This window comes from Leptospira wolbachii serovar Codice str. CDC, from assembly GCF_000332515.2.
GTDB classification, from domain to species: Bacteria; Spirochaetota; Leptospiria; order Leptospirales; family Leptospiraceae; genus Leptospira_A; species Leptospira_A wolbachii.
On record NZ_AOGZ02000008.1, the window covers coordinates 173,058 to 195,907 of the forward strand.

Annotated in this window: 20 protein-coding genes; all 20 read left to right on the forward strand. The window is 32.9% G+C overall.

Annotated features, from left to right (window positions below; translation table 11 throughout):
- The first annotated feature begins 3 nt into the window (after positions 1-3).
- The gene (locus tag LEP1GSC195_RS02600) at positions 4-1,194 is read left to right on the forward strand and encodes a glycosyltransferase family 4 protein (RefSeq protein WP_040506230.1); all 1,191 of its coding nucleotides are present in this window, start codon (positions 4-6) and stop codon (positions 1,192-1,194) included.
- 50 nt (positions 1,195-1,244) lie between these two features.
- Positions 1,245-2,597 carry an exopolysaccharide biosynthesis polyprenyl glycosylphosphotransferase gene (locus LEP1GSC195_RS19345; protein ID WP_269571208.1) on the forward strand — a complete coding sequence of 451 codons (1,353 nt, stop codon included), beginning with the start codon at positions 1,245-1,247 and terminating at the stop codon, positions 2,595-2,597.
- A 457-nt stretch (positions 2,598-3,054) separates the two neighbouring features.
- Entirely contained in the window at positions 3,055-4,005 is a 951-nt protein-coding gene (locus LEP1GSC195_RS02610) for an oligosaccharide repeat unit polymerase (protein WP_156827626.1), read from the forward strand.
- A 13-nt stretch (positions 4,006-4,018) separates the two neighbouring features.
- Positions 4,019-5,332: a flippase gene (locus LEP1GSC195_RS02615; protein WP_015679882.1), complete on the forward strand. Its 1,314-nt coding sequence runs from the start codon at positions 4,019-4,021 to the stop codon at positions 5,330-5,332.
- 2 nt (positions 5,333-5,334) lie between these two features.
- Positions 5,335-6,492, forward strand: a complete 1,158-nt coding sequence (locus LEP1GSC195_RS02620) for a glycosyltransferase family 4 protein (protein ID WP_015679948.1) — start codon at positions 5,335-5,337, stop codon at positions 6,490-6,492.
- The gene (locus LEP1GSC195_RS02625) at positions 6,492-7,430 is read left to right on the forward strand and encodes a hypothetical protein (protein ID WP_015679992.1); all 939 of its coding nucleotides are present in this window, start codon (positions 6,492-6,494) and stop codon (positions 7,428-7,430) included. The genes LEP1GSC195_RS02620 and LEP1GSC195_RS02625 overlap by 1 nt, the downstream gene beginning before the upstream one ends.
- Entirely contained in the window at positions 7,417-8,343 is a 927-nt protein-coding gene (locus LEP1GSC195_RS02630; protein ID WP_015679864.1) for a glycosyltransferase family 2 protein, read from the forward strand. Before LEP1GSC195_RS02625 ends, LEP1GSC195_RS02630 begins: the two co-directional genes overlap by 14 nt.
- 114 nt (positions 8,344-8,457) lie before the next feature.
- A complete protein-coding gene (locus tag LEP1GSC195_RS02635) occupies positions 8,458-9,981 on the forward strand; it encodes a hypothetical protein (RefSeq protein WP_232227634.1) in 1,524 nt (507 codons plus the stop codon).
- 3 nt (positions 9,982-9,984) lie between these two features.
- Positions 9,985-10,839, forward strand: a complete 855-nt coding sequence (locus tag LEP1GSC195_RS02640; RefSeq protein WP_015680120.1) for a class I SAM-dependent methyltransferase — start codon at positions 9,985-9,987, stop codon at positions 10,837-10,839.
- A 22-nt stretch (positions 10,840-10,861) separates the two neighbouring features.
- Positions 10,862-11,773: a glycosyltransferase family 2 protein gene (locus LEP1GSC195_RS02645; protein ID WP_015679998.1), complete on the forward strand. Its 912-nt coding sequence runs from the start codon at positions 10,862-10,864 to the stop codon at positions 11,771-11,773.
- Positions 11,773-12,006 (forward strand): hypothetical protein, encoded by a 234-nt coding sequence (locus LEP1GSC195_RS02650; protein ID WP_040506231.1) that lies wholly within the window; start codon positions 11,773-11,775, stop codon positions 12,004-12,006. The genes LEP1GSC195_RS02645 and LEP1GSC195_RS02650 overlap by 1 nt, the downstream gene beginning before the upstream one ends.
- A gap of 349 nt (positions 12,007-12,355) precedes the next feature.
- Entirely contained in the window at positions 12,356-13,285 is a 930-nt protein-coding gene (locus LEP1GSC195_RS02655) for a glycosyltransferase family 4 protein (protein WP_232227636.1), read from the forward strand.
- Positions 13,282-14,487, forward strand: a complete 1,206-nt coding sequence (locus tag LEP1GSC195_RS02660; protein WP_015680011.1) for a glycosyltransferase family 4 protein — start codon at positions 13,282-13,284, stop codon at positions 14,485-14,487. Before LEP1GSC195_RS02655 ends, LEP1GSC195_RS02660 begins: the two co-directional genes overlap by 4 nt.
- The gene (locus tag LEP1GSC195_RS02665) at positions 14,488-15,414 is read left to right on the forward strand and encodes a glycosyltransferase family 2 protein (RefSeq protein WP_040506232.1); all 927 of its coding nucleotides are present in this window, start codon (positions 14,488-14,490) and stop codon (positions 15,412-15,414) included. It abuts the gene before it with no gap.
- A complete protein-coding gene (gene glf, locus LEP1GSC195_RS02670) occupies positions 15,411-16,529 on the forward strand; it encodes a UDP-galactopyranose mutase (protein ID WP_015679863.1) in 1,119 nt (372 codons plus the stop codon). Before LEP1GSC195_RS02665 ends, glf begins: the two co-directional genes overlap by 4 nt.
- Positions 16,530-16,611: 82 nt before the next feature.
- Positions 16,612-17,385 carry a glycosyltransferase family 2 protein gene (locus tag LEP1GSC195_RS02675; RefSeq protein ID WP_040506233.1) on the forward strand — a complete coding sequence of 258 codons (774 nt, stop codon included), beginning with the start codon at positions 16,612-16,614 and terminating at the stop codon, positions 17,383-17,385.
- Between the two features lie 54 nt (positions 17,386-17,439).
- Positions 17,440-18,234, forward strand: coding sequence for a glycosyltransferase family 2 protein (locus tag LEP1GSC195_RS02680; RefSeq protein ID WP_015680065.1), 795 nt, complete (start codon positions 17,440-17,442; stop codon positions 18,232-18,234).
- Between the two features lie 36 nt (positions 18,235-18,270).
- The gene (locus LEP1GSC195_RS02685; protein ID WP_232227637.1) at positions 18,271-20,175 is read left to right on the forward strand and encodes an O-antigen ligase family protein; all 1,905 of its coding nucleotides are present in this window, start codon (positions 18,271-18,273) and stop codon (positions 20,173-20,175) included.
- Positions 20,172-21,311 carry a glycosyltransferase family 2 protein gene (locus tag LEP1GSC195_RS02690; RefSeq protein WP_015679862.1) on the forward strand — a complete coding sequence of 380 codons (1,140 nt, stop codon included), beginning with the start codon at positions 20,172-20,174 and terminating at the stop codon, positions 21,309-21,311. The genes LEP1GSC195_RS02685 and LEP1GSC195_RS02690 overlap by 4 nt, the downstream gene beginning before the upstream one ends.
- Positions 21,312-21,313: 2 nt before the next feature.
- Complete coding sequence (locus LEP1GSC195_RS02695; RefSeq protein WP_015680040.1) at positions 21,314-22,846, forward strand: LA_3751/LA_3752 family putative glycosyltransferase; 1,533 nt, start codon at positions 21,314-21,316, stop codon at positions 22,844-22,846.
- Positions 22,847-22,850: the final 4 nt, after the last annotated feature.

Genomic DNA, 22,850 nt, shown 5'->3' on the forward strand with positions numbered 1-22,850 from the left:
TAAATGAAAGTTTTAATTATTGTAGATGATTATTTGCCCAATAGTATGAAAATTACGGGTAAAATGATGCATGAACTTGCATTAGAGTTTTTAGTGCAAGGCCACTCGGTTACAGTTTTAACGCCAGCAATTTTACAGCGAAAAAAATTCGAAATCGAATTTTTAGATGGAGTAAGAATATTGCGTTTTAGCTCAGGCAGAATTAAAAATGTTAATAAAATCGTTCGCTTAATCAACGAATTTTTACTTTCCTTTAGAGCTTGGAGAAGTTTTCGTAAATGGTTTTCTGAAAACCCAAATGACTTAATTGTATATTACTCTCCGTCAATATTTTGGGCACCTATTGTCGAAAAGTTAGTCAAGTTATGGAGTAGTGATACTTATTTAATACTTCGAGATTTTTTTCCGCAATGGGCTATTGATAGTGGACTAATATCCGAAACTTCGCTAATAGCAAAGTTTTTTCAATACTATGAGAGGCGGACGTATAGAGTAGCCAATAGAATTGGTGTAATGTCACCAGCTAACTTACGGTGGTTTGTTTCCAGATTCCCAATGTTAAACAATGTTGAAGTCCTCTATAATTGGACCTCAGCAAAGCAATTTGAGCCAAAGCATTCATTGCGATCAGAGTATTTACTAATGGATAAAGTAATTTTCCTGTATGGAGGGAATATTGGCCACGCTCAATATATGAAAAACCTTTTGGACTTAGCATTTAGGTTTCGAATTCATAAAGAAGTTTTTTTTGTATTTATCGGGTCTGGTGATGAAGAAAATCTAGTGAAAGAAACTATAGAAGGTAATGGATTAAGTAATTGTTTACTATTGGAATCAGTCCCACAAGATATTTTTGAATCATATCTGACAGAAGCAGATGTGGGATTGTTTACATTACATCCAAATCATAAAACACATAATTTCCCTGGAAAGATATTGGGTTATGTGCAAATGGGTCTTCCAATACTTGGTGCAGTCAATAGAGGGAATGACCTTAAAGAGCTGATTAATGAAACAGGATCTGGCTTAATTTGTGATTCAGGAGATAGCGAATCTTTATTTAGTAATGCTACTAAATTATTAAATCCCGAGCTTCGAAAATATATGGGTAAATGCGCCAAACAATTGCTTTATGCGAATTTTTCAACATCAGCGGCAGCAGCGAAGATTATTAATTCGGGATCAAATAAATGATTAATCTATACACAAGAAAATACGCAAGAATTCCTTTTATAATTCTATTAATGGATATATTGTCAATCTTTGTATCACTAGAATTTATAATGTGGGTGAATAATATAGAGTTTCTGTCCTTGTTTGAACTTTATGCAAGAAATTCAATATTTTTAATTCTAATTATATTTCAAACAGTATTCAATACATACCAACCACTTTCGAGTGATTTAAGAATTGGCTATATCACAAGGTATATCATTGCATGTATAACTTTCTTCTTTTTTATGAGTGCGTTACTGTTTCTTACTCAATTTAGATATATCGGGGGTGTTTGGGGAAGAGGTATTATTTTTCAGAATTTGATTTTAGTGTTCGTATTGGGTCTTGTTTTTCGCTGGCTTATTAAGTTGTATAAAAAGAGAGTTATTGGTGCAGTGGAAGTAAGTGCATTATTAATTTTGGGCAAAGACAAATTACAAACATTTGTTCGAGAGAACTTCAGGTCTCTTAAGAATGTAAATGTCTATATTTACTTAGAAGGCAACGAGAAAATTAGAATTAGTGATCAAAATTTATCCAAAGTTATTTTTATAAGAGGAAAAAAAAATCTAGAAAGTTACTTTCAGAAAGAAAATCAAATTTTTGATTTTGTAATTTTTGATTCAAACGTATCGATTTCGGATGATACTCTTAGAGATTTAATGGATGCAAAATTACATGGACTTAAGGTATTTGATCTAACAGATTTTTTTGAATATTACTTCGAAAAAATTTCCGTATTAAATGTGCAAGACCGGTGGATTGTATTTTCAAATGGATTTTCGATTATATCGAATAAGATTGCGCTTAGACTAAAGGCAATTTTGGATTTTGTTGGTGCTCTCCTATTATTGATTTTGACTTCGCCGTTAATAATTCTTGCTGCCTTTCTTGTTAAAATCACCTCAACTGGACCAATTTTGTATAGCCAGGTTAGGGTAGGTTTATCCGGAAAAGAATTCAACATTTTTAAACTGCGCACTATGATTGCGGATGCAGAAAAAGAAGGTGCAAAGTGGTCTAGTTTTAACGATCCAAGGATTACAAAAATAGGAGCCATTTTTAGGAAGACAAGAATTGATGAGCTGCCACAATTATTTAATATCTTACGAGGCGATATGAGTTTTATTGGTCCTAGGCCAGAAAGACCGGAATTTATAAAAATTCTAGTTGAGGAAATTCCGTATTACAGCTTAAGGCATTTAATGAAGCCTGGGTTAAGTGGTTGGGCACAGGTAAACTACGATTATGGTTCTTCAGTTAATGATTCATTAGTAAAGCTTGAATATGATTTATACTATATTAAAAATTATTCATTCTATTTGGATTTACGTACCATTATTAAAACTATAAGGGTTGTAGTTTTTGGTAAAGGACGGTAAGCAATTTGGCAATCCCGTTTGAATTTTTAATTTTAATTAAAACTGTGAAAATATTTTTTACTGGATTAGGGCAAGGTGCGGGATGGGCTATCAATCGATTCAAATAATAATCTTCTATGTTGTAGTGCTTTTCTTGCTGAATCGGATTTCATATAAATACTCCATCTTTGCTGCAGTAATCGTAAGTTGGTGGTTTCTCTGGAATTTTATTAGCTCTACTTCGATTACTAACTTATTCGTAATCGGTCAAAAAACGCAAAACTTGTACTATATTTTCTTTTCTGGACTAGTTTTGGGAGCCATTATTTGGAAATTATTGAGGAGCAGGTCATCATTTGAATATTTGTTTATAATTCCGAAGTATAGATTGAAATATATAGTAAGGGCTGTTTTTTTATTTTACGTTTTGGTAATTGTTCCAATTACAATATATTTTCTTGCAAGAGGTTTATATCTTATGTCTACAGAGTTTACCGTAAGGGAATACAGATCTGAAGTATTCGGGCTGTGGACAGGATCTTCAAAACTTTTTCATAATTCAAAAATGATATCTATTTTCTATTTTTGGATAGTGAATCCGTTCCAAGTTGCGTCAGTCTTTTTGGGTGTTTCATTTCGGAATATCGGTAATGATAATCGCCTTTTTTACGTAGCCATACTCCTACTTTTCTTTGATGCCATTATATTGGCCGGAAGGTTTGCGTTGCATTCCCTAATTTCTGTATTTCTTATAACATTGCTTCTTGATTTGTTTAGCAGTCATTCTAGAGAGTTTTTCTATAGAAAAAATAAATATCTTTTTTTGTTTATAGGCTTTATTCTTTTCTTCTTAATGGTGTTTACAATGTTACGAGACAATAGTGGCTTGAGTGGATTTGTAGATTCACTTAAGCTCTATATCTTTATTTATCATACAGAGTCGTTTTCTATCTTAGATCACGAATTGCTGAATCCCAGTTCGATTATACATGATTTAACTTATGGAAAATCATTCTTTGGGGGGGTATTGAAGTATCCGATTCTACTAATGAATCAACTGGGGTTTAATATTATTTCTGAAGAATCTAGAATAGGAGGATATCTGCATAAGAACTTTGCAATCGGTATAAATGAAGATGGATCGTTAATTCAGTTAAACGCATTTGGGTCTATTTTTTTCAGCATGTATCGAGACGGTAGAGAATTTTTCATTTTTTTATGTGGTATCTTTTATGGTTATAATTTGTTGTTTTTTTCTCAAAGATTCTATTCTAGAAGCGTCTTGGGAGTTTCACTACTAGTTTCGATGTTATTTATTGGAATTTACGGTATTTTTCAACCTTATATTGATGGTGCTATCCTTCCGTCACTTTTGATTTCTAGTATAATATTAATTGTATTAAATTTCTATTATAAGAGAATTGTTTAGCTATTGTGGATATATGAAAAAAATCATTCATAATTCGCTTTGGTTGATCTTTGATAAAATATTGAAGTCTCTTGTGGGTTTGTTTGTTGGTGTCTGGATTGCCCGGTATTTTGGTCCAGAAAATTTCGGAAAGTTCAGTTATGCTAATTCGTTAATTGTTCTATTTGCGACAATTGTGCCTCTGGGAACAGAGGGGTTTCTTGTCAGGGGACTTGTAAAGGATAAAGATAAAACTGATAAACTTCTTTCCGACTCTTTTTTTCTCCATTTATTTTCCGGAAGCTTTCTTTTTATTTTTGCATGTTTGACCCTTTACTTTCTTAGATATAATGATGAACTAACATTTCATATCGGTTTGGTACTTGCTGTTCCAATTTTGTTTCGCTTTTTATCTGTTCCTAGATACTTTTATGAGGCCCAAACAGAAATCAAATATGTTGTTTATATTGAAAACATATCTTTTTTGGTTTTTTCTGTAATTCGCATTTATCTTTTGATAAACAAATTACATATTCTTTTTTTTGTTTTTAGTTTTTTATTTGAATCACTATTTTCATATTTATCTATTTTTTTATTTTATATCAGAGGACATCGCAGTTTCTCTCGGATTTCGGTAAATATAAAATCGATATTGGATTCACTCAAGGAATCCTTTCCAATATTGATTTCTTCCTTATCCATCATCATCTATATGAAAATTGATCAGCTCATGATAGGATCGATACTTGGAGATGCACCGATTGGAATTTATAGTGTTGCAGTTCGATTAAGTGAATTTTGGTATTTTATTCCGCTGGGTCTTACTTCCTCTTTTTTTCCAACCTTAATTGCAAAAAAAAATCAATCGCGATCCGAATATTTGGAGTTATTGAAATTCCTTCATATTATAGTAATCTTTGTATCACTTGTAATGGCAATTCTGATTCAATTTATTGGAAAGGATATTATTAGCTGGCTGTATGGTTCTCCATACATAGGAGCTTCTGATGTATTAAAGGTTTATATTTGGTCAGGTATTTTTGTTTTTATTGGTGTCGCAGGTGGAAACTACTATCTTATTGAAGAAAAACAATCCTATGTACTTATAAAAAGTTTAGCTGGTTTGATTGTTAACATTGCTTTGAATTTCATTTGGATTCCTTTGTATGGCGTTATTGGAGCTGCTTTTGCTACTTTAGTGTCCCAATTAGTTGCATCTATGTTTATCCCTCTATTTTTTCGGGAGGTTAGAGAATTGTTTTTTATTCAAGTTTATTCTTTATTCTTTTGGAATTGGCCATCAATCCTGTTTTCTTTTTTGAAACGTTGGAAAACTGGATCATTATAAATTTGAAAGTTTTATTTGATCACCAAATATTTGCACTCCAATCTTATGGAGGTATTTCTAGATATTTTTTTGAGTTAATGACTCATCTCCAGAATTTCAAAAACGTGACTGTAAAAAATTCCATTTTATATTCTAGAAATGTTTATTTGGATGATCGGTTTCCCCATAGCGAATACGTAAATTATGAGAACTGGCTGTTTCCCGGTTATTTTAAGGGCAAAAATCGTTTATTTAAAATATTGCAAAATTTTGGATTAGCTCCTGATCATGAAAGGAAAATGAAAGAGTTTGTTTTTCATGAGTTAAAAATTGGGAAATATGATATTTTTCATCCTACTTATTATGATCCATATTTCATAGATCACTTAAGTGAGATTGGGCGACCTTTTGTCTGTACCGTATACGATCTTATTCATGAAAAGTTTCCTGATTTTTTTCCTGATTCCGAGGAGTTAATTAAAAATAAAATCTTAAGCATAAATTCTGCAAAACGGATTATTGCTATCTCGCAAAGTACGAAAAAAGATTTAATTGATATATATAATATTTCTCCGGAAAAAATCGATGTTGTATATTTGGCAGTTGAAGGAAAGCGTAAAGTTAGTTCAGATAGAAATGATAGAGAGAAATATATTTTGTTTGTTGGAAATCGCTCCCATTATAAGAATTTTATTTTTTTTATTGAGAGTGTTTTTCCGCTACTGAATGAGTTTCCTGATCTTCTTTTATATGCGGCAGGCGGCGGTGATTTTACTTTAGAAGAAATATGTTTATTCCGAAAATTAGAGCTCGATGATAGGATCATTCATAGGAAATTTAATGATGATGTTTCATTAATGGAACTATACAGAAACGCTACAATCTTTGTTTTTCCGTCTTTATACGAGGGATTCGGAATACCTTTGCTTGAAGCGATGTCGGCTGGTTGTCCGGTGGTTTGTAGTAATACATCATCGTTTCTGGAAGTAGGAGGAGAGTCAGTTCAATATTTTGATCCAACAAACTCTGAATCGATAGAAAAATCAATTAGAGAAGTTCTCACAAGAATTGATCTTCAAATTCACTTAAGGGAATCTGGCTTAAAAAATGTTACTCGTTTTTCTTGGGAAAAGACAGCGAGTGATACGCGTCGCGTATATGAGAAAAGCATAAATTACTGATGAATGTAGCTATTTTGATTATTGCTTTCAATCGACCAGACCTTTTTGCTAAATTATTAGCTAAAGTTCTTTCTGTGAATCCAACTCGGATTTATATCTCCATCGATGGTCCACGGATCACGAAGGCTGGTGAGAAAAAAAAAGTGGAGGAAGTAATCTCAATTGCGAAACGGATCTCGCAGACGCATCAAGTATTTTTAAAAATTAATAGCGGAAATTTGGGTTGTGGAGAGGGCGTTTCTTCTGCTATTAGTTGGTTTTTCCAAAATGAAGAGAAAGGAATTATTTTAGAAGATGATTGTTTTCCACATGATTCATTTTTTAAATACTGTGAACTTTTACTAGATAAATACGAAAGAGATGATCGGATTGGGATGATTTCCGGCAATAATTTTTTCTTTTCACGATATTCGATTTCAGAATCCTATTTTTTTTCAAAGTATTTTCATATATGGGGATGGGCAAGCTGGCGTAGGGCATGGGAGGGATATCAACTCAGATCTTCAAATAAAGCAGAGATAGCGGAGATCATTAATAATACCTTTTATAATCAAAATGAACGTAATTTTTGGATTGAGCATATATATAGTGCTTTTTTAGGTTTAATGGACACGTGGGACTACCAGTGGGTTTATTTAAATTTTAAAAATAGGCGATATTCAATTATGCCAAAATATAATTTAATTTCAAATATTGGTTTTGGCGAGTTTGCAACCCATACAATAGATATGAATTCGAAAATGAACGGTATGGATACTGATGAGTTAAAATTCCCACTTTTACATCCTAAAGAAGTAAAAACTAACGTATTCACCGAATACTTTAGTCGCAAGATAATGTTCCGACTATCTTTTTGGGAAAGAATATTCTTTTTTTTATTCAGAACTTCTTATGATATAATTACAAAAATAGGGTTAAAAAGAGATGAAATCAATTGATCTTGTTATTCCGTCTTTTAATGAAGAGGGAAACATTAAGTCCCTGTTTGAGCGAATTGTTAATTTAAATATTAAAAATTACAAATTGCGTTTATTATTTGTTGATGATGGTAGTAAAGATGATACGCTGTTCGAAATCAAGAAATTAGTCAAAAAGAAGAATGGTTTAAAAGTTTCTTATATCTCTTTTTCGCGAAATTTTGGACATCAGGTTGCCTTAAAGGCGGGTATCGATCACTCAAAAGCTGATGCCGTAATCTCTATGGATGCGGATTTACAACATCCTCCAGAACTTATACCTAAATTAATCAAAAAATGGGAGGATGGTGCTGAAATTGTTTATACAATACGGAAGGACGATGAAAACGTTTCCTGGTTTAAGAGGAATACAGCATCCCTGTTTTATCATTTACTCAACTATTTGTCTGGGTTGCAGATTTCACATGGAGCAGCTGATTTTAGGCTTCTGGATAAAAAAGTGATTCAAGCATTAAAATTGTATAATGAAAAAAACCTATTTATCAGGGGACTTGTTACAGCAATTGGATTTAAAAAGGAATCTATCGAGTATACACCAGAATTAAGAGTATGGGGTGTAAGTAAATATAGCATAAAGAAGATGATTTTATTTGCGTTAGATGGAATCACTTCCTTTTCAGTAAAACCATTGCATTTTGCTACCTACTTTGGATTGTTGCTTTCATTTTTTTCTGGGGGCTATGGGATTTATGCGATTATAATTTTTTTTACTTCAGATAGTGTTGTCACTGGATGGGCTTCTGTACTTACAAGTGTATTATTTATCGGTGGTGTTCAACTAATTATACTAGGAATCCTCGGTGAATATTTAGGAAAATTATTTATTCAGTCGAAGGGAAGACCAAACTATCTTATATCTGAGAAGGATATTTAATCTAATACTAAAATGTACTCATCTATATTAAAGACAGACCAACTTTTTTTTCTCTTAATATTTGCTTTTCTAATACTTATTTGGAAAAGAATAAAATACGAAAAAACTGTTGTATTGATTTTTGCTTTTCTTTTTTCTTTTTATATCTTTGGCCCAAATTTTAAGGCTAAATTTTGGTTAATCGATGATCACGAAATATTCTTTTTTCTAGGTTCCGTAATAGATCAAAATGGTTGGAGCGATTTTCTTAGTACTTTGGTCGATCGGACCGAAGTAGGTTTGTTTGGAGTTAGTACGCGTTATAGACCTTCGTATTATTTTTTACGGTTAGTTGAAGTTTTTCTCTGGAAAGATAACGCAATTCTTTGGTATTTGTTTCGGTTTTTTATCCTTGTTTCATTTGTTTATTCTTTAAATTTACTATTTCGGTTTTTTTTATCTACACCCGTAGCTTTAGCATGGACAATTACTTGTTTTAGCTTTACTTATTGGTCAGATATCTATTCGCGTTTAGGGCCAGGTGAAACTTACGTAACTCTTGGTTTCGCAATATTCATTACTGTAACCTTCACTTGGGAAAGAAGGATTAGATATGGTATTTTTACAGCAGTTTTACAGGTGTTGGCATTAGTAATCATGATCGGCTCGAAAGAAAATATGGTTTTAGTGGCTTTTTTGCCTATATTTTTTTTATATGATAAGGATGATCTAAAATATAAATTTAAATACTATCACATATTGTATTTGATTCCTTTTTTAGTTTCAATGGTAATCGTTCTTGCTGTAATAAAGGCTACATCATTGAATCCTGTGGATATTAATGGAAATAGTGCCCAAATTTCCGACCGACTCAGTAGAATTGTTGGATTTATGAATAATTCTTTGTTTTTACAGCCGTTGATCCTTGGATTTCTTCTTTGTGTAGGATTAATAGTAAAAACTAAATCTCTAAGAATTGTTAAAAAATCCTTTCAAATTATCTCTATTCTAATTTTTTTAATTATAAATATTTTATTAAATATAGTTTTTTATGGTGGCGAGCTTCCACAAAACAACCGTTATGATTTCCCTACAGCAGTTATTAATGTTTTTTACTTTATAATAATACTTAGTATGGTATTAAGGTTAATATTTCCAAAGAAAATTGTAAAAAATGAGTTGTTCAGTGGTATTATTTTTCTAATATTTTCTGCATTTGGTTTTTCCTCATATTCGATTAATGAAATCCAGAATGCTTCTCGGAAAAATGCTAAAAGAACTCAATCTTTAGATATTACGATTCGTGCGATGAAGCTTGAAGCTGCAGAAAATGTTGGAATTATTTTTGTTCGAAATTTTACAGAATTTGAGCCTGCAGATTCAATTTTACGATATGCAAATTATAATCATCTGCAATTGCGAATAGGTCTTGATGTAGATGATGTTATGTATTATTCCAGCTTCCAGGATGGGTTGATGTCATATTTACGGAATTTAAGTATAAACGGGGATGACACGAGAAGTTTGAAACCACTTGGTAACTTAAAAAAAGAAAAGATTCTTAGTTGTAATTTCTATCATTTCGGAGAAATTTCTTTTGATCTGAAGAAAAAATATCCATTTTGCAAGCAAATTAAGGCACAGTTGATCTCATATTAGTTTATGAAATGCAAAATCTGTAACGCTGAAGCTTCGCGCAAACTCAAGGGATTAAGATACCTTGGCCGGTTTGATGGAGAAGTTTATCAATGCCCTAACTGTAAATATTTGCAAGTATTTCCTGCAGATTGGTTAGAGGATGCGTATACTGAAAGTATTGCAATAACAGACACAGGAATTGTTGCTCGAAATTTACTTTTTGTGAAAAGAATTACAGTTTTACTTACCATTATTGATTTCAAACTTCGAATCCCATCGCTTTTTCTTCTGCTGTTTAAAAGTTTCGTTCGTTACTTCTGTAAAAAGAAATTTAGAAAATATAATCTGAATATTTTAGATTTTGGAGGAGGATATGGTCTTTTAGTACGTATGTTAAGAGATGTTGGATTTAATGCGGAATGGAGAGACCTGTTTACTAAAAATCTTTTCGCACGCGGATTTGAAAGTAAAAGTAAAAACTATGACTGCATTCTAAGTTTCGAAGTCTTAGAACATTTGGAAAATCCTTTGTTTGAACTAGATAATATTTTTCTAGGCTTTCGGCCCAATTTATTTGTCTTTTCAACTTTGCTTTACGGTGAAGAAGTTCCCGACAAGAATTGGTGGTATTTTTCGCCAGAGACCGGTCAGCACATAGGTTTTTATAATGAAAGGACACTTCGCTTTATTGCAGATAAATATGGATATTTTTATATATCTATAGATTCGGGATTCCACGTTTTTTCAAAAAAGAAACTACATTCGGATACAATCCGTTTTTTCGTTTTACGATCTGATTATTTTTTCCCAACTTTCGCCAAGGTTTATAGAAGCTTAACATTAACTGACAATAAAAAAATGATAAATAGTATTATTTGATTCTTTTCAAATTATAACATCAATGATTCCGAAGAAAAACTTATATATAATTTCAATTGTGACTCCTTCGTTTAACCAGGGGGAGTTTATTGAGAGAACATTGCGATCTGTCATTTCTCAAACAGGTGACTTCTATATCGATTATATCATAATGGATGGAAAATCTAACGATAAAACTGTAGATATTTTAGAGTTTTATCAAGAAAAATATAATTCCGGAGATTTTGTCTGTGAAATTGGTGGTCGCACATTCAAAAAGTTTCAGATAGATTCGAATTGCAAAGTAAATTGTCTTGGCATTAGTTATCAGTTCTATTCTGAAAAAGATAAAGGACAAACGAATGCGATCAATAAAGGATGGAAACTAGCACTTGGAAATATTGTTGCTTGGTTAAATTCTGATGATGTTTATCTACCAAGTGCATTGACTAAAATCGTAAAAGTATTAAGTAAAACAGATATTTACGCTCTTTATGCTATAGGAATCCATATTGATAAACATGATAATTTGATTGAGTTTTATCCAATTGAAACCTACTCTTTCGCAAGACTTCTTGATTATTGTATCATTTGCCAACCTACCGTGTTTTTAAGGCGGGATGTATTGGAAAAAGTAGGATTTTTAAATGAATCTCTTGGATTCTGTATGGATTATGAATATTGGATAAGAGTTGCTAAAGTTTTCGAATTTGTATTTCTTAGTGAACCGATTGCTTGTACTCGGATACACGAAAATACCAAAACCAGTCAAAACTTAAATGTTCATCGCGAAATTGTAGAAATGCAAAATAAATTGGTCGGAAAAGTATCCAGTCATTGGTTATTTTATTATGCAAAGTATTATTTGATCAAAAAGGAATTCTTCAGAAATGAATATTTTTTGAAATTTTTTACTAGAGTTTTTACTTTTTTCTTGAGATTAAAATACAAGTAATGCCACAGAATAAACTAGTTTTTATCAGAAAGAATGTTTGGCTTCCCTTTGGCCAGAGGATGATTCAGATGTTTGTTTTGGAGAATGGTTCTATAGTAAAAGCCATTTGCTACAATGAATTTCTTAACAAAAGTTTTTTAATTAATGACCTAACTTTCTTTAAGATGATTGAATCAGATGAAAACATTCCTACCAATTTTGAAGAGTATTTGAAACTTGAAGCTTATCTTTGATATTTCTGTATTAGCCTGGTCCATCCGTAATAATAAGGCTAAAACGGGAATTTATCGGGTAATTGAAAATCTGCTAAAGCAGTTTGTTCATGATCCGGAAATTGACCTCTATTTGTCGTCAGTTCATGGAAATATTTGTGACTTTTATAAATATTTAGAGATCCATAATATACAAATTGACTCAGGTCATTTGCTCGTTCCACAATCTTATTCAAAATGGAGAGATCGACTTTTTTTATTCTATCTCTGGATCTTAGATTTTTTTGATTTTAAAAGTAATCTTTTTTACAGGAATCTACTTCTTGGGGCAATTAAGTTGGTAATAGACCCACTATTTGTTCTTTTAGGATTGGGAAATTATATAAATCCAATCCGTAATGTTTATCTAACGAATGATTTCATATTTCATAGTCCTTTTTTGCCCTTTCCTGATTTTATAAAAGAAACAAAAGTTAAGAAAGTTATCACTATCTATGATTTGATCGCCGTATTATATCCAGAATTTTTTGAAGGAAATCAGGATAAGGTTGTTTGGAAGATTATTAGAAACATTGACTCTGAAACATCTATAGTTACAATTTCGGAACATAGTAAAAACGACATAGTTGGATATATTCCTTTTTTTGACCAAACTAAGATTTCTGTTATCCCATTGGCTGCGGAAGAGATATTTTACGAAATCAAAGGAAACGAATTGATTGATGAGATAATTTCTCAATTCGGTTTAGAAACAAAAAAATACATTCTTACTGTTTCTACTCTCGAACCTAGAAAAAATCTAAAATCTTCTTTGCGGGCATTTTTGCGTTTAGCAGAGAGTGGGTTAGATGCAGACATAAAATTTGTTGTCTTGGGTGGGAAAGGGTGGGGTGCGGGGCTCGTCGATTTAGAAGCTGAATTTCCTAACGTTTATCAAAATCGTGTCCTATTTTTAGGATTTATTCCCGATGAAAAGATGGCCTATATTTATTCAGGTGCTTTATTTTTTGTTTACCTCTCTTTATATGAAGGATTTGGGTTACCGCCTTTAGAGGCTATGAAATGTGGAATTCCTGTATTAGTATCTAATACATCATCGTTACCTGAAGTAATCGGTAATGCCGGTATATCGGTGAACCCGAAGGTTGAATTGGAAATCATTAAAGGAATGAAGAGTCTTATCGAGGATCCAAATTTGCGAATTAAACTTTCGGAGCTTTCTACGCAGCAGGCTGCGCTGTTTAGCTGGGATAAATCAGCATATAAACTAAAAAAGGTTTATCGAAATATTTCTAAATGAAAATTCTTTTTGACCATCAAATCTTTTTCCAGAATCAATACGGTGGCATCTCAAAGATTTTTTTGGAAATATTTAAACGACTAGATGATAAAAAAATCGAATATTCATGTTCTGTTGATTTGTCTGGTTATACGGAAGGAATCATTTTTGAAAAATATACAAAAAAACTAATCAATCGAGTAAGTTTTTTTTCTCTATACACGGCTTATAAAGTAGGAATTGTTTTATTGCAAAAACTTAAATTTCCCATTCCTGATTTTATCCTTAGTAAAGATAGCGGAGTCAAAAGATTAAGCCTTTCTAAACAGATCATGTGTTTGAATGAAGAGGTGAACGATGCCATTTTAAAAGATGAATATACTGTATTTCATCCTACTTATTATCATCGTTACTTTTTGCCCTTACTAAAAAAAAGTAATACCAAAATGGTTTTGACAATTCATGACTGTGTTCATGAAATATTTCCGGAATTCTATGGCTCTAACAATTTTATACTCAGAAATAGAGAAATTCTAAGTGTTGCAGCTGATAAGATAGTCTGTGTATCGCATTCTACTAAGGCTGATTTTCTTCGATTATATAGTCACATTCCGGAGGAAAAAGTTTCTGTTATCTATAATGCAGGCGATTTATCGAAAGAACCTATTCTAAATCCTTCTCCCTTTGATAAGGAATACCTTCTGTTTGTAGGTAATCGGGGAGAGTATAAAAATTTTAATTTTCTGCTGAAAGCCTTTAGTTTAATACCAAAGGAAAAAAATCTCTATTTAGTTTGTGCCGGCGGTAAAAAGTTTAGCCCGCACGAACAATATGAAATAAATAACATGAACTTAGAAAAACAGGTAGTTCATGTTTCTTTTTCATCGGAAACAACGCTTGCGAATTTATATAGAAATGCAAAATTGTTCATTTATCCTTCGCTATACGAAGGTTTCGGCATTCCGATATTGGAAGCGATGTCTGTTGGTTGTCCTGTTTTTTGTAGTCAAATTAATGTATTTAAAGAAGTCGCAGGTGACGCTGCTGAATTTTTTGACCCCCTGAACCCTTCTGCACTTAGTGATTTATTAGTAGAGAGCCTAGACTCTATCGAAAAACTGAATTCCTTACGCGTTAAAGGATTTACTCGGGTTCAAAATTATTCTTGGGAAAAATGTGCTGACTCATATTTAAAAATTTATAAAGAATTAAGTAAGGTTTAATTGAATACCAATCCGTTAGTTACAATAATAACAGTTGTTCGTAATGCAGAGAAGACGATTCAAAGGACATTAGCTTCCGCATTAAATCAAAAGCATGTAAATATGGAAGTTATTGTTTGGGATGGACTTAGTTCTGATAACACTCTGAACGAAATTGCAAAATACAAAGGTCAGTTTAAATTAATTTCGGCGAAAGACTCAGGTGTTTATGATGCTATGAACCAGGCATTAAAAATGGCCAGCGGTGAATGGATCCTTTTCTTGAATGCAGATGATTATTTTTGTTCTGAGAATTCTTTACATTCACTTTTAGAAGCGATTGAAACATCGGATGTGGATTATGTTTGCGGATATGCAAAGATGTTATTCGGTTTGAGAAACTGGGAGCCCAAAACTTTAACTGATGTTGATTATTTTTTGGGTAATCCGGCAAATCATCAATCCTATTTATGCAAAAAAAGCATTTATGAAAACTTAGGTGGATTTAGTCTAAAATATAAATATGCTGCCGATGTTGAGTTTATGTATCGCGTGATTCAGTATGGATATAAAGGCATTCGTATATTGAAACCTATTGTTCATTATTCGCTTGGCGGCTTGTCGACGAAGAATTTGTCCACAGGAGTTGCCGAGTTAGATGAAATTAGATCTGTGTTTTTGAACTCTGATGTCGACTTTGCAAAAAAATGCCGTTTGGTTTTTGTTGATGGGTTGGAATTTTCTGACGTTTTTAAAAATGGGATATTGGACCGAGAATGGTCAAAAACTCAACGGGAGTTTTTGGAGAATTTTTTTCGAAATAATCAATCCATTGAATCATCCTCTACTTTACGCATTTTTAAAAATAAGTTAACCCGTTTTATTAAACAAAGTTTAAAGCAATTTGTTTTTATCTTTTTAAAAGTTATTCCCTCAAGATATATATGAAAAAAATTTTAGTCGTTGGTGCAGGTTTTTCTGGAGCAGTTGTCGCTAATTCGTTGGCAAAGACCGGTCGTTATTTAGTCGAAGTTATTGATGAACGTAGTCATATTGGTGGGAATTGTCATACTGAAAAAGATCCAGATACAGGTATTATGATTCATAAATATGGTCCGCATATTTTTCATACTAGTAACGAAGTTGTATGGGATTATGTGAATCGATTTGATCGTTTTATCCCGTTTGTGAATAGGGTTAAATCTGTATACAATGGGCAGGTATATTCCCTCCCAATAAATTTGCACACTATTAATCAATTTTATGGTAAGGCCTTTTCGCCGGCGGAAGCTATTGATTGGATTAAAGAGAAAGGTGACAAATCAATTCTAGATCCAAAAACTTTTGAGGAACAAGCTAAAAAGTTTGTAGGTGAAGAATTATATAAGGCATTTTTTTACGGATATACAAAGAAACAATGGGGCTGCGAGCCCGCCGATTTGCCTGCTTCCATTCTGAAGAGGTTACCTGTTCGTTTCTCTTATGATGACAATTATTACAATGATCGTTTTCAAGGAATCCCGGAAAACGGTTACTCGTATGTGATAGAAAAAATATTAACGCATAAATTTATTACGGTGAAGTTAAATGAGAAATTTTCAAACGAAAGTAGGAGTAATTATCATCATATTTTTTATACAGGCCCAATAGATGCATTTTTTTCTTTTCATCATGGGCGATTAGGTTATAGAACAGTTTTTTTTAAAGAATACAGGAAAGATGGAGATCACCAAGGGAATCCGGTTATCAATTATGCCGACGAATCAGTGCCATATACAAGAATACACGAACATAAACATTTTACTCCTTGGGAATCTTTTGATAAAACTATCTACTTTGAAGAATATAGTAAGGAAACTTCTGAGGTCGATATACCATACTATCCTAAGAGATTAGAAGGAGATTTAAAGATACTTAAATTATATGAGGAGGAGGTTGAGCAGATTAAAAATGTTAGTTTTTTAGGCCGTTTAGCTACTTATCGATATTTAGATATGCACCAAATTATCGAAGAAGCTCTTGAATGTGCAGAAAGATATTTAGAAAAGGATGTCCCTGTCTAAAAATCCTGTCAAAAAAGTATGATGGAGATATTTCATTTTTTCTTTTAAAATATAAACAATTTTAGATCTTGTCCATATTCCCATGCCTAAAGTATCAGTAATTATGCCCGCTTATAATGCGGTTGATTTTTTAGAGGATTCTGTTTTATCCTTAACCAACCAAACTTTTAAAGACTGGGAATTATTGCTCATTGACGATTGTTCAAAAGATAAAACGGCTGAACTGGCAATGCAGTTGGCTAAAAAAGACAAGCGGATTATCTTTATACCGAAAGATAAAAATTCAGGTTCTGCAGATACCCGTAATATTGGGATTAAAAAGGCAAGTGGTGAATATATAGCTTTTTTAGATGCCGATGATCTATGGGATATTGGTTTTTTAGAATCTATGATCTCGCATATAGAGCTTTATAAAGCACCATTTGCATTCTCATCTTATCGAATTATTGATGAAGCTGGTGTTGAATTCTGCGATCCATTTTTAGTTCAGAAGAAAAAATATTCTTATCGTGACCTCCTGTTTTACAATCGGGTTGGACTTCTTACTGCCGTATATTCTGTATCTGCAGTTGGTAAGAAATATTTTGATCCTAGTTTAAAAAGCCTGCGAGATGACTATGCACTTTGGTTGGATATCATGAAAGAGGCTGAATTTGCTATGGGAAATTCTGAAATACTTGCAAGTTATCGTGTGCGAAGAGGCGCAGCTACATCTAACAAAAAGAAAGTGATGATAGCTCATTTTAAAATGCTAAAAAATCGCGAAAAAATTAATCCATTTTTTGCTTTTTTTCTAACTTTGATTCATGGTCTTAGAGGACTTTCTAAATACCGCACTAAAAAACTTCCCACCTAATTCCCCTTTTAACCGTTGACTTCCGCAACTCTTTTGACATTTTGAATCCTAGATATGGTAGTTAAAAAGAGTTCTGTAAAAGCGGGATCGACCGCAAAAACTTCCCTCATCATCCCCATTTATAACGAGGCAGGCCACCTCTTAGAGTTTCTTGAAAAAGTGGATGCCTTGGTTCTTTCTACCAAAAAAGAGCTCGTATTTATTGACGATGCCTCGAGGGATAATTCCCTTGAAATTTTGCAAAATTACCGTTTTCGTTCTGAACATAAAATCCTAACTCAAGGAAAGAATCAAGGTAAGGGAGCTGCCCTTCACAGAGGCATATCTGAAGCTACCGGAAATATAATCATTGTTCAGGATGCGGACTTTGAATATGACATGGATGAGATTCCGATGTTGATCGATCCGATTGCGAAAGGCAAAGCAGATGTAGTGTTTGGATCTCGCTTTAAGAAAGATGGGCGTCAAGTGCATCGCACGTTCCACTATCTTATCAATCGTATTCTTACTATTCTTTCTAATATCCTAAGTGGATTGTATCTGACGGATATGGAAACTTGTTATAAGGCATTTCGTGCAGAGATTATACAAAATATTTCTTTGGAATCAAAAAGATTTGGCTTTGAACCGGAAATTACTGCTAAGGTTGCCAGATTAAAAATCAAAGTCCAAGAGTTTCCCATATCTTATTATCCAAGGAATTATTTAGAGGGGAAGAAGATCACATGGAAAGATGGGATTGCCGCACTCAGACATATAATCTTTTTTAACTTGTTCGCAAATAAACGGGAGTTCTTTTCTAAATCTCTCCCTGAAAAATACATTCCCAAAACCGCAAACTGGCTCTAAACCTATATGCTTAGGTTTTTGCCATTTTTTGGGGATATGATTCTTATATTGGGATTGGGATTTCTTTTCCAATCTCATACGAACCAAAAAAATTTTCGCATTGATCTCATTGGGGTAGGTTTATTTCTTTTTTCAGTTTATACTGCGATTCATTGGAGATCTTGTCTTCGAGAGAAAAGAAAGTATTGGGATCTATTTTTAACTATTCTTCTGACATGTTTCGTATTTTTAAAAATAGCCGAATACGACCCGGTTCAAGTCCTTCCACAAAAAATGGGAATCAAAGTGATCTCGTTTTTATGGATTCTCTTTCTAATATTTACATTTCGTAAACTATCTGAGAACAATTTCTCATTGATTGGCCCATTTTTGGCCATCATTCCGGCTATATCCTTTGGCAATTTTATGGCTTATCCGTCTGTACCGATTGCATTTGCAATTGTTATGGGAGGTCGCAATTTAAAATTTGATAGAACTGCGAAGTTATCGTCGTTCTATTTTCCTCTAATTTTAGTCCTACTATTGATCGGTAAGGATTGGTGGGATGACTTCGCCTTACAACGGGGAATACTTCTTCTCGAAGGTTTTATTTTCTTTCGCCTATTTACTATTTGGGAAAGGCCAAGGACTATTTTCTTTCTAAAGTCAGCTGTTCTTTTTTTTATTTTAAATTCCTGTTTTTTAATTTGGAAAATTTTCCAAGATCCAAGTTTTCAAATTACATCTTATCACGAGGATATATTCCTTATTCCCGTTAGTCTACTTGCCTCCAATGCTCTCCTTATTTCTGGTGTCTCCGTAATCATTTGGTTAGAGCCTAAACAATCAACGCTACAGAAATATCTTATCGTTTTGGCTGTAACGATCTCCATTGCTTTTTTAGGAGTCACTATTTCTAGAAATTCAATTCTCTCCTTTGTTATTTTCGTAACTATCTACTTTTTGTTTTTAGGTTCCCCGAAGCGCAAGTTATACGGATCTATTTTTGTAATCTTACTTTTTGCTCTAGGCATTTACATCCTATTTAAATCAGAAAAATCTTTGTTCAGTTTGGGAACAACAACAGTAAGATTATCCATTTGGAGTTTTTATATATTAGCGACAATCAAATCGAACCCAATATTTGGTTTCGGTATGTTCCCTGAAAATAAAATTCCTTTTAGCGTAACTGATGTTTCTGATACGGATAGTGCATTTTTTATCCGAGATTATATTCTGAATTTTAAGAGTTTCCCGTTAGCGCATAATCTCTATGTGCAAGGATTTGGTTCTTTCGGAATTCTAGGTTCCCTTTTGGTTTTGAGTTGGTTTGTTTTTATCGTATATAAGAAGAGAAATTCGCTCGGATGGTTATGGTCCCACAACTCGGCCATTTGTTGTTTGTTATTAGTTTGGGCATTACACGAACTATATGATTTTAATACTTTGGAAATTTCTAATATTTTCCTATTAATAGGTGTATTTGCATTAATTGAATTTCCTGGAGACAAGGAAAAGTTAGCGAATGAATCTACTCTATCAAGATATGCAATTGCTTTGATAGTAGTTGCTTTAATTGCGAGCAGTTTTCGGTTTTCATTAGTTGAACATTTTACTTTAAAATATAGTAAATATGTAATGCCTCATAATTTCGAATTCTTTTTGCCGAAAAATTTCAGTTCGCAGCAAGCAGATATTGCAATGCCAGCTCGTTCCTCATGGGAGTATCGATTCCTAGGCAATAAATTCTTATTTTTAAATCTTGCAACAAATCCATCTAGTAGTACGCAAGCAGATTTAATCGAAAAGTGTTTTCAATACCAATTATTACCAGCTATTTGTTATTCGAAATTAATAAAATATCAAGATCAGTATCAGGTATTACCAGAATTCCGGAATGTATCGGAATTCCTATTATCTCTATATGATCCATTCGAAATATATAAACGAGAGTCTCTATGAAGAAGCCAAGCGTTAGTTTTGTGATCCCATGTTTAAATGAGGAAAAAACCCTTCCTTATGTTTTAGATAAATTGGTTAAGGTGAAGAAAGAAAATTCAAAAAATATGGATATTGAAATATTGGTTTCTGATAACGGAAGCACCGATCAATCTATATCCATTGCCAAAAAATTTGGCGTAAGGGTAGCTCCAGCTAAGGAACGCGGTTACGGGGCTGCACTTGATTCCGGAATTAGAAATGCAAAGGGAGATATTATCGTCTTTGCTGATGCTGATGATACCTATGATTTTTTAGAAGCTCCTGCTTTGATTTTTAAACTTGTGGAAGGCGATTATGATATTGTAATTGGGTCTCGGCTCGATGGCGAAATTCATAAAGGAGCAATGCCTTTTTTGCATCGCTATTTGGGGACTCCTGTTATTAATTGGATTATAAATTTATTATATTCTAAAAAATTTAAGATTCGTGATAGCAATTCTGGATTTAGATGTTTCCGTAAGGATAAATATTTGTCCTGGGATATTAAAAGTAAAGGTATGGAATTTGCTTCAGAATTGCTGATAAAAGCACTGATTCATGATTCAAAAATGGAACATGTTCCGGTTTCACTTTATCCCGATAAAGAGGGTAGAATCCCGCACTTAAAGACTTGGCGAGATGGAATGCGTCATCTTCTTCGAATTCTTTTTTATGGACCCCATTTGTTTGAGAGATCTGGTCTTACCTTGTTTTTCTTCTTTTGGATTCAGCTGTTGATTGGATTCTTCGCAGGAAAGGTTGTTTCGATTGCTGGAATGAATCTATATGGAATCCATTCTATGGTTTTCTTTTCTTTTTTATCAATCTTTGGTTTGAGTCTTTGGGGAACTGGTTTGCTTATTGCGACAAAACAACCTAGAGTTAGTAAAATGTACCAGTCTATCCTATCAATGGAAGAGGACCGTTTGTTTTTTGTATTACTGAGCGGCCTTGGTATCATCGTGTTATCAATTGTTTTGATATTTATCCAATGGCAAAAGAGTGGGTTTATTTTTATAAATTTAGAGCGTGAGTTTATTGTTGCTACAAATTTGAGTTTAACATTGCTTATTTTTGCGCTTCAAGCAGTAACTGCTCATATTATAAAACGGGATTAGGAATGAATTTTACCAAAAGACTTGGTATCTATTTTCTTATCATATTAATTCCGACCTTTTACCGTTGGAAGTGGAATGAGGATACAGTATTTATTTCTAGTGATCCTGAGATAAAATATTACCAAGTAGTCAATAGTCTGAATGGAGGTAATGCGGAAGAGTGTTACTTTCCTGCAAAAGATCTGGGTTTTGATTTAACAATGATCCCATTTGGTTATCCTTGGGCCTTCGAATTAAAAGATGGTCGATGTGTTTTCCAATATCCTGTTTTATTTACTTGGCTTCAGAAATTGTTTTTAGCTGTGATTTCGCTGAAATGGCTAACATTCTTTCCGATTCTGTTTTTCTTCTTCAATTTTATTCTCTTAGACCGTATCATTTCCAGAATTGATACGAGAGGTCTTCGGATACTTTCATCAGTAGTTATCATTCACTGTTTGACTCCGATCTTTTTGTCATCATTAGATTATTCTGAACTGACGCTGACTAATTTCTTTTTCTTAGCTGCGATTCTTTCTTATAATTTGTTTAGTGAGAAAAAACAGTTTAGATTTGGGCTTCTATTAGCTGTATCAATTGTTTTTAATTTTCAACTTAGGCCTGAATCTACAATTGGGCTGTTGCTTTATTTTAGTATTTCTTTCTTTTATGAAAGGGAAAAACTTCAACGCATAAAAATCCTTTTTCCGTATATGCTATTAAGTATCATACTCTTGGTTGTCTTCTCTCTCTGGAATCACTCTGTATATGGTCATTATTTGGGAATGCGCGGGTTGAATACAATGACTGACATGGAGAAGGGAGGGGTCGCTCGTAATTTATTTTCTGAATGGACGGCTGATCTTTGGGGTAGTGAGTTTAAGATTGGAATTTTTAAAGGTTACCCAATCCTATTTCTTGGAATATTTTGTTTATGGGTCGAAAAGAAGAAACACATCTTTTCCTTCCTACTTGCTGGAATTTTATTTATCCTTTTTCTTCCAATTATTTCACCTTATCGAGCAGGTGTAGACATCTTTGGAATGCGTTATTTTGAAAGTGGAATCTACCTTCTGATGCTTGGAGTATTTCTTTCTTTTGCACAAAAGGATTCACCATACAAGTATTATCTACTCATTTTGCCATTTGTATATTTTTGTTATAAATCAGATTTACGTGCAATTAAACAATGGTCCTCATCTGCAAAGTTATACCATCAAGTGATGAATTCTTTTGATGATTTGAATCCTGATTTGATCGTACACAGAGGGCTCTCTTTATCCTATCTTATTGGGGTTAGTTATATAAAATATCCGCAGGTGGCCGTTTATTCGAATGAAGATTGGTTAAAAGTAGAAACTGTCCTAAAAAAACAAGAAAAAAGAATCCTATTTTTGGAATGGGAGGGCAATCAGTTAGTAAATAATGAATTTCCAGAAAACGTTTGGATACAAAAATTCGATATCAACTTTAAACTTAATCCTAAACAATATGTAATTCGATCAGAACACAAACTTGCTCATTTCAAGGGTTATGTGTTGGAAAAACCAAAATGAAGAA

Coding starts and splice junctions, on each gene's coding strand:
- LEP1GSC195_RS02600 (WP_040506230.1), top strand. CDS start 4: ATGAAAGTTTTAATTATTGTAGATGATTATTTGCCCAATAGTATGAAA.
- LEP1GSC195_RS19345 (WP_269571208.1), top strand. CDS start 1,245: ATGGATATATTGTCAATCTTTGTATCACTAGAATTTATAATGTGGGTG.
- LEP1GSC195_RS02610 (WP_156827626.1), top strand. CDS start 3,055: ATGTCTACAGAGTTTACCGTAAGGGAATACAGATCTGAAGTATTCGGG.
- LEP1GSC195_RS02615 (WP_015679882.1), top strand. CDS start 4,019: ATGAAAAAAATCATTCATAATTCGCTTTGGTTGATCTTTGATAAAATA.
- LEP1GSC195_RS02625 (WP_015679992.1), top strand. CDS start 6,492: ATGAATGTAGCTATTTTGATTATTGCTTTCAATCGACCAGACCTTTTT.
- LEP1GSC195_RS02630 (WP_015679864.1), top strand. CDS start 7,417: ATGAAATCAATTGATCTTGTTATTCCGTCTTTTAATGAAGAGGGAAAC.
- LEP1GSC195_RS02640 (WP_015680120.1), top strand. CDS start 9,985: ATGAAATGCAAAATCTGTAACGCTGAAGCTTCGCGCAAACTCAAGGGA.
- LEP1GSC195_RS02645 (WP_015679998.1), top strand. CDS start 10,862: ATGATTCCGAAGAAAAACTTATATATAATTTCAATTGTGACTCCTTCG.
- LEP1GSC195_RS02650 (WP_040506231.1), top strand. CDS start 11,773: ATGCCACAGAATAAACTAGTTTTTATCAGAAAGAATGTTTGGCTTCCC.
- LEP1GSC195_RS02660 (WP_015680011.1), top strand. CDS start 13,282: ATGAAAATTCTTTTTGACCATCAAATCTTTTTCCAGAATCAATACGGT.
- glf (WP_015679863.1), top strand. CDS start 15,411: ATGAAAAAAATTTTAGTCGTTGGTGCAGGTTTTTCTGGAGCAGTTGTC.
- LEP1GSC195_RS02675 (WP_040506233.1), top strand. CDS start 16,612: ATGCCTAAAGTATCAGTAATTATGCCCGCTTATAATGCGGTTGATTTT.
- LEP1GSC195_RS02680 (WP_015680065.1), top strand. CDS start 17,440: ATGGTAGTTAAAAAGAGTTCTGTAAAAGCGGGATCGACCGCAAAAACT.
- LEP1GSC195_RS02685 (WP_232227637.1), top strand. CDS start 18,271: ATGATTCTTATATTGGGATTGGGATTTCTTTTCCAATCTCATACGAAC.
- LEP1GSC195_RS02690 (WP_015679862.1), top strand. CDS start 20,172: ATGAAGAAGCCAAGCGTTAGTTTTGTGATCCCATGTTTAAATGAGGAA.
- LEP1GSC195_RS02695 (WP_015680040.1), top strand. CDS start 21,314: ATGAATTTTACCAAAAGACTTGGTATCTATTTTCTTATCATATTAATT.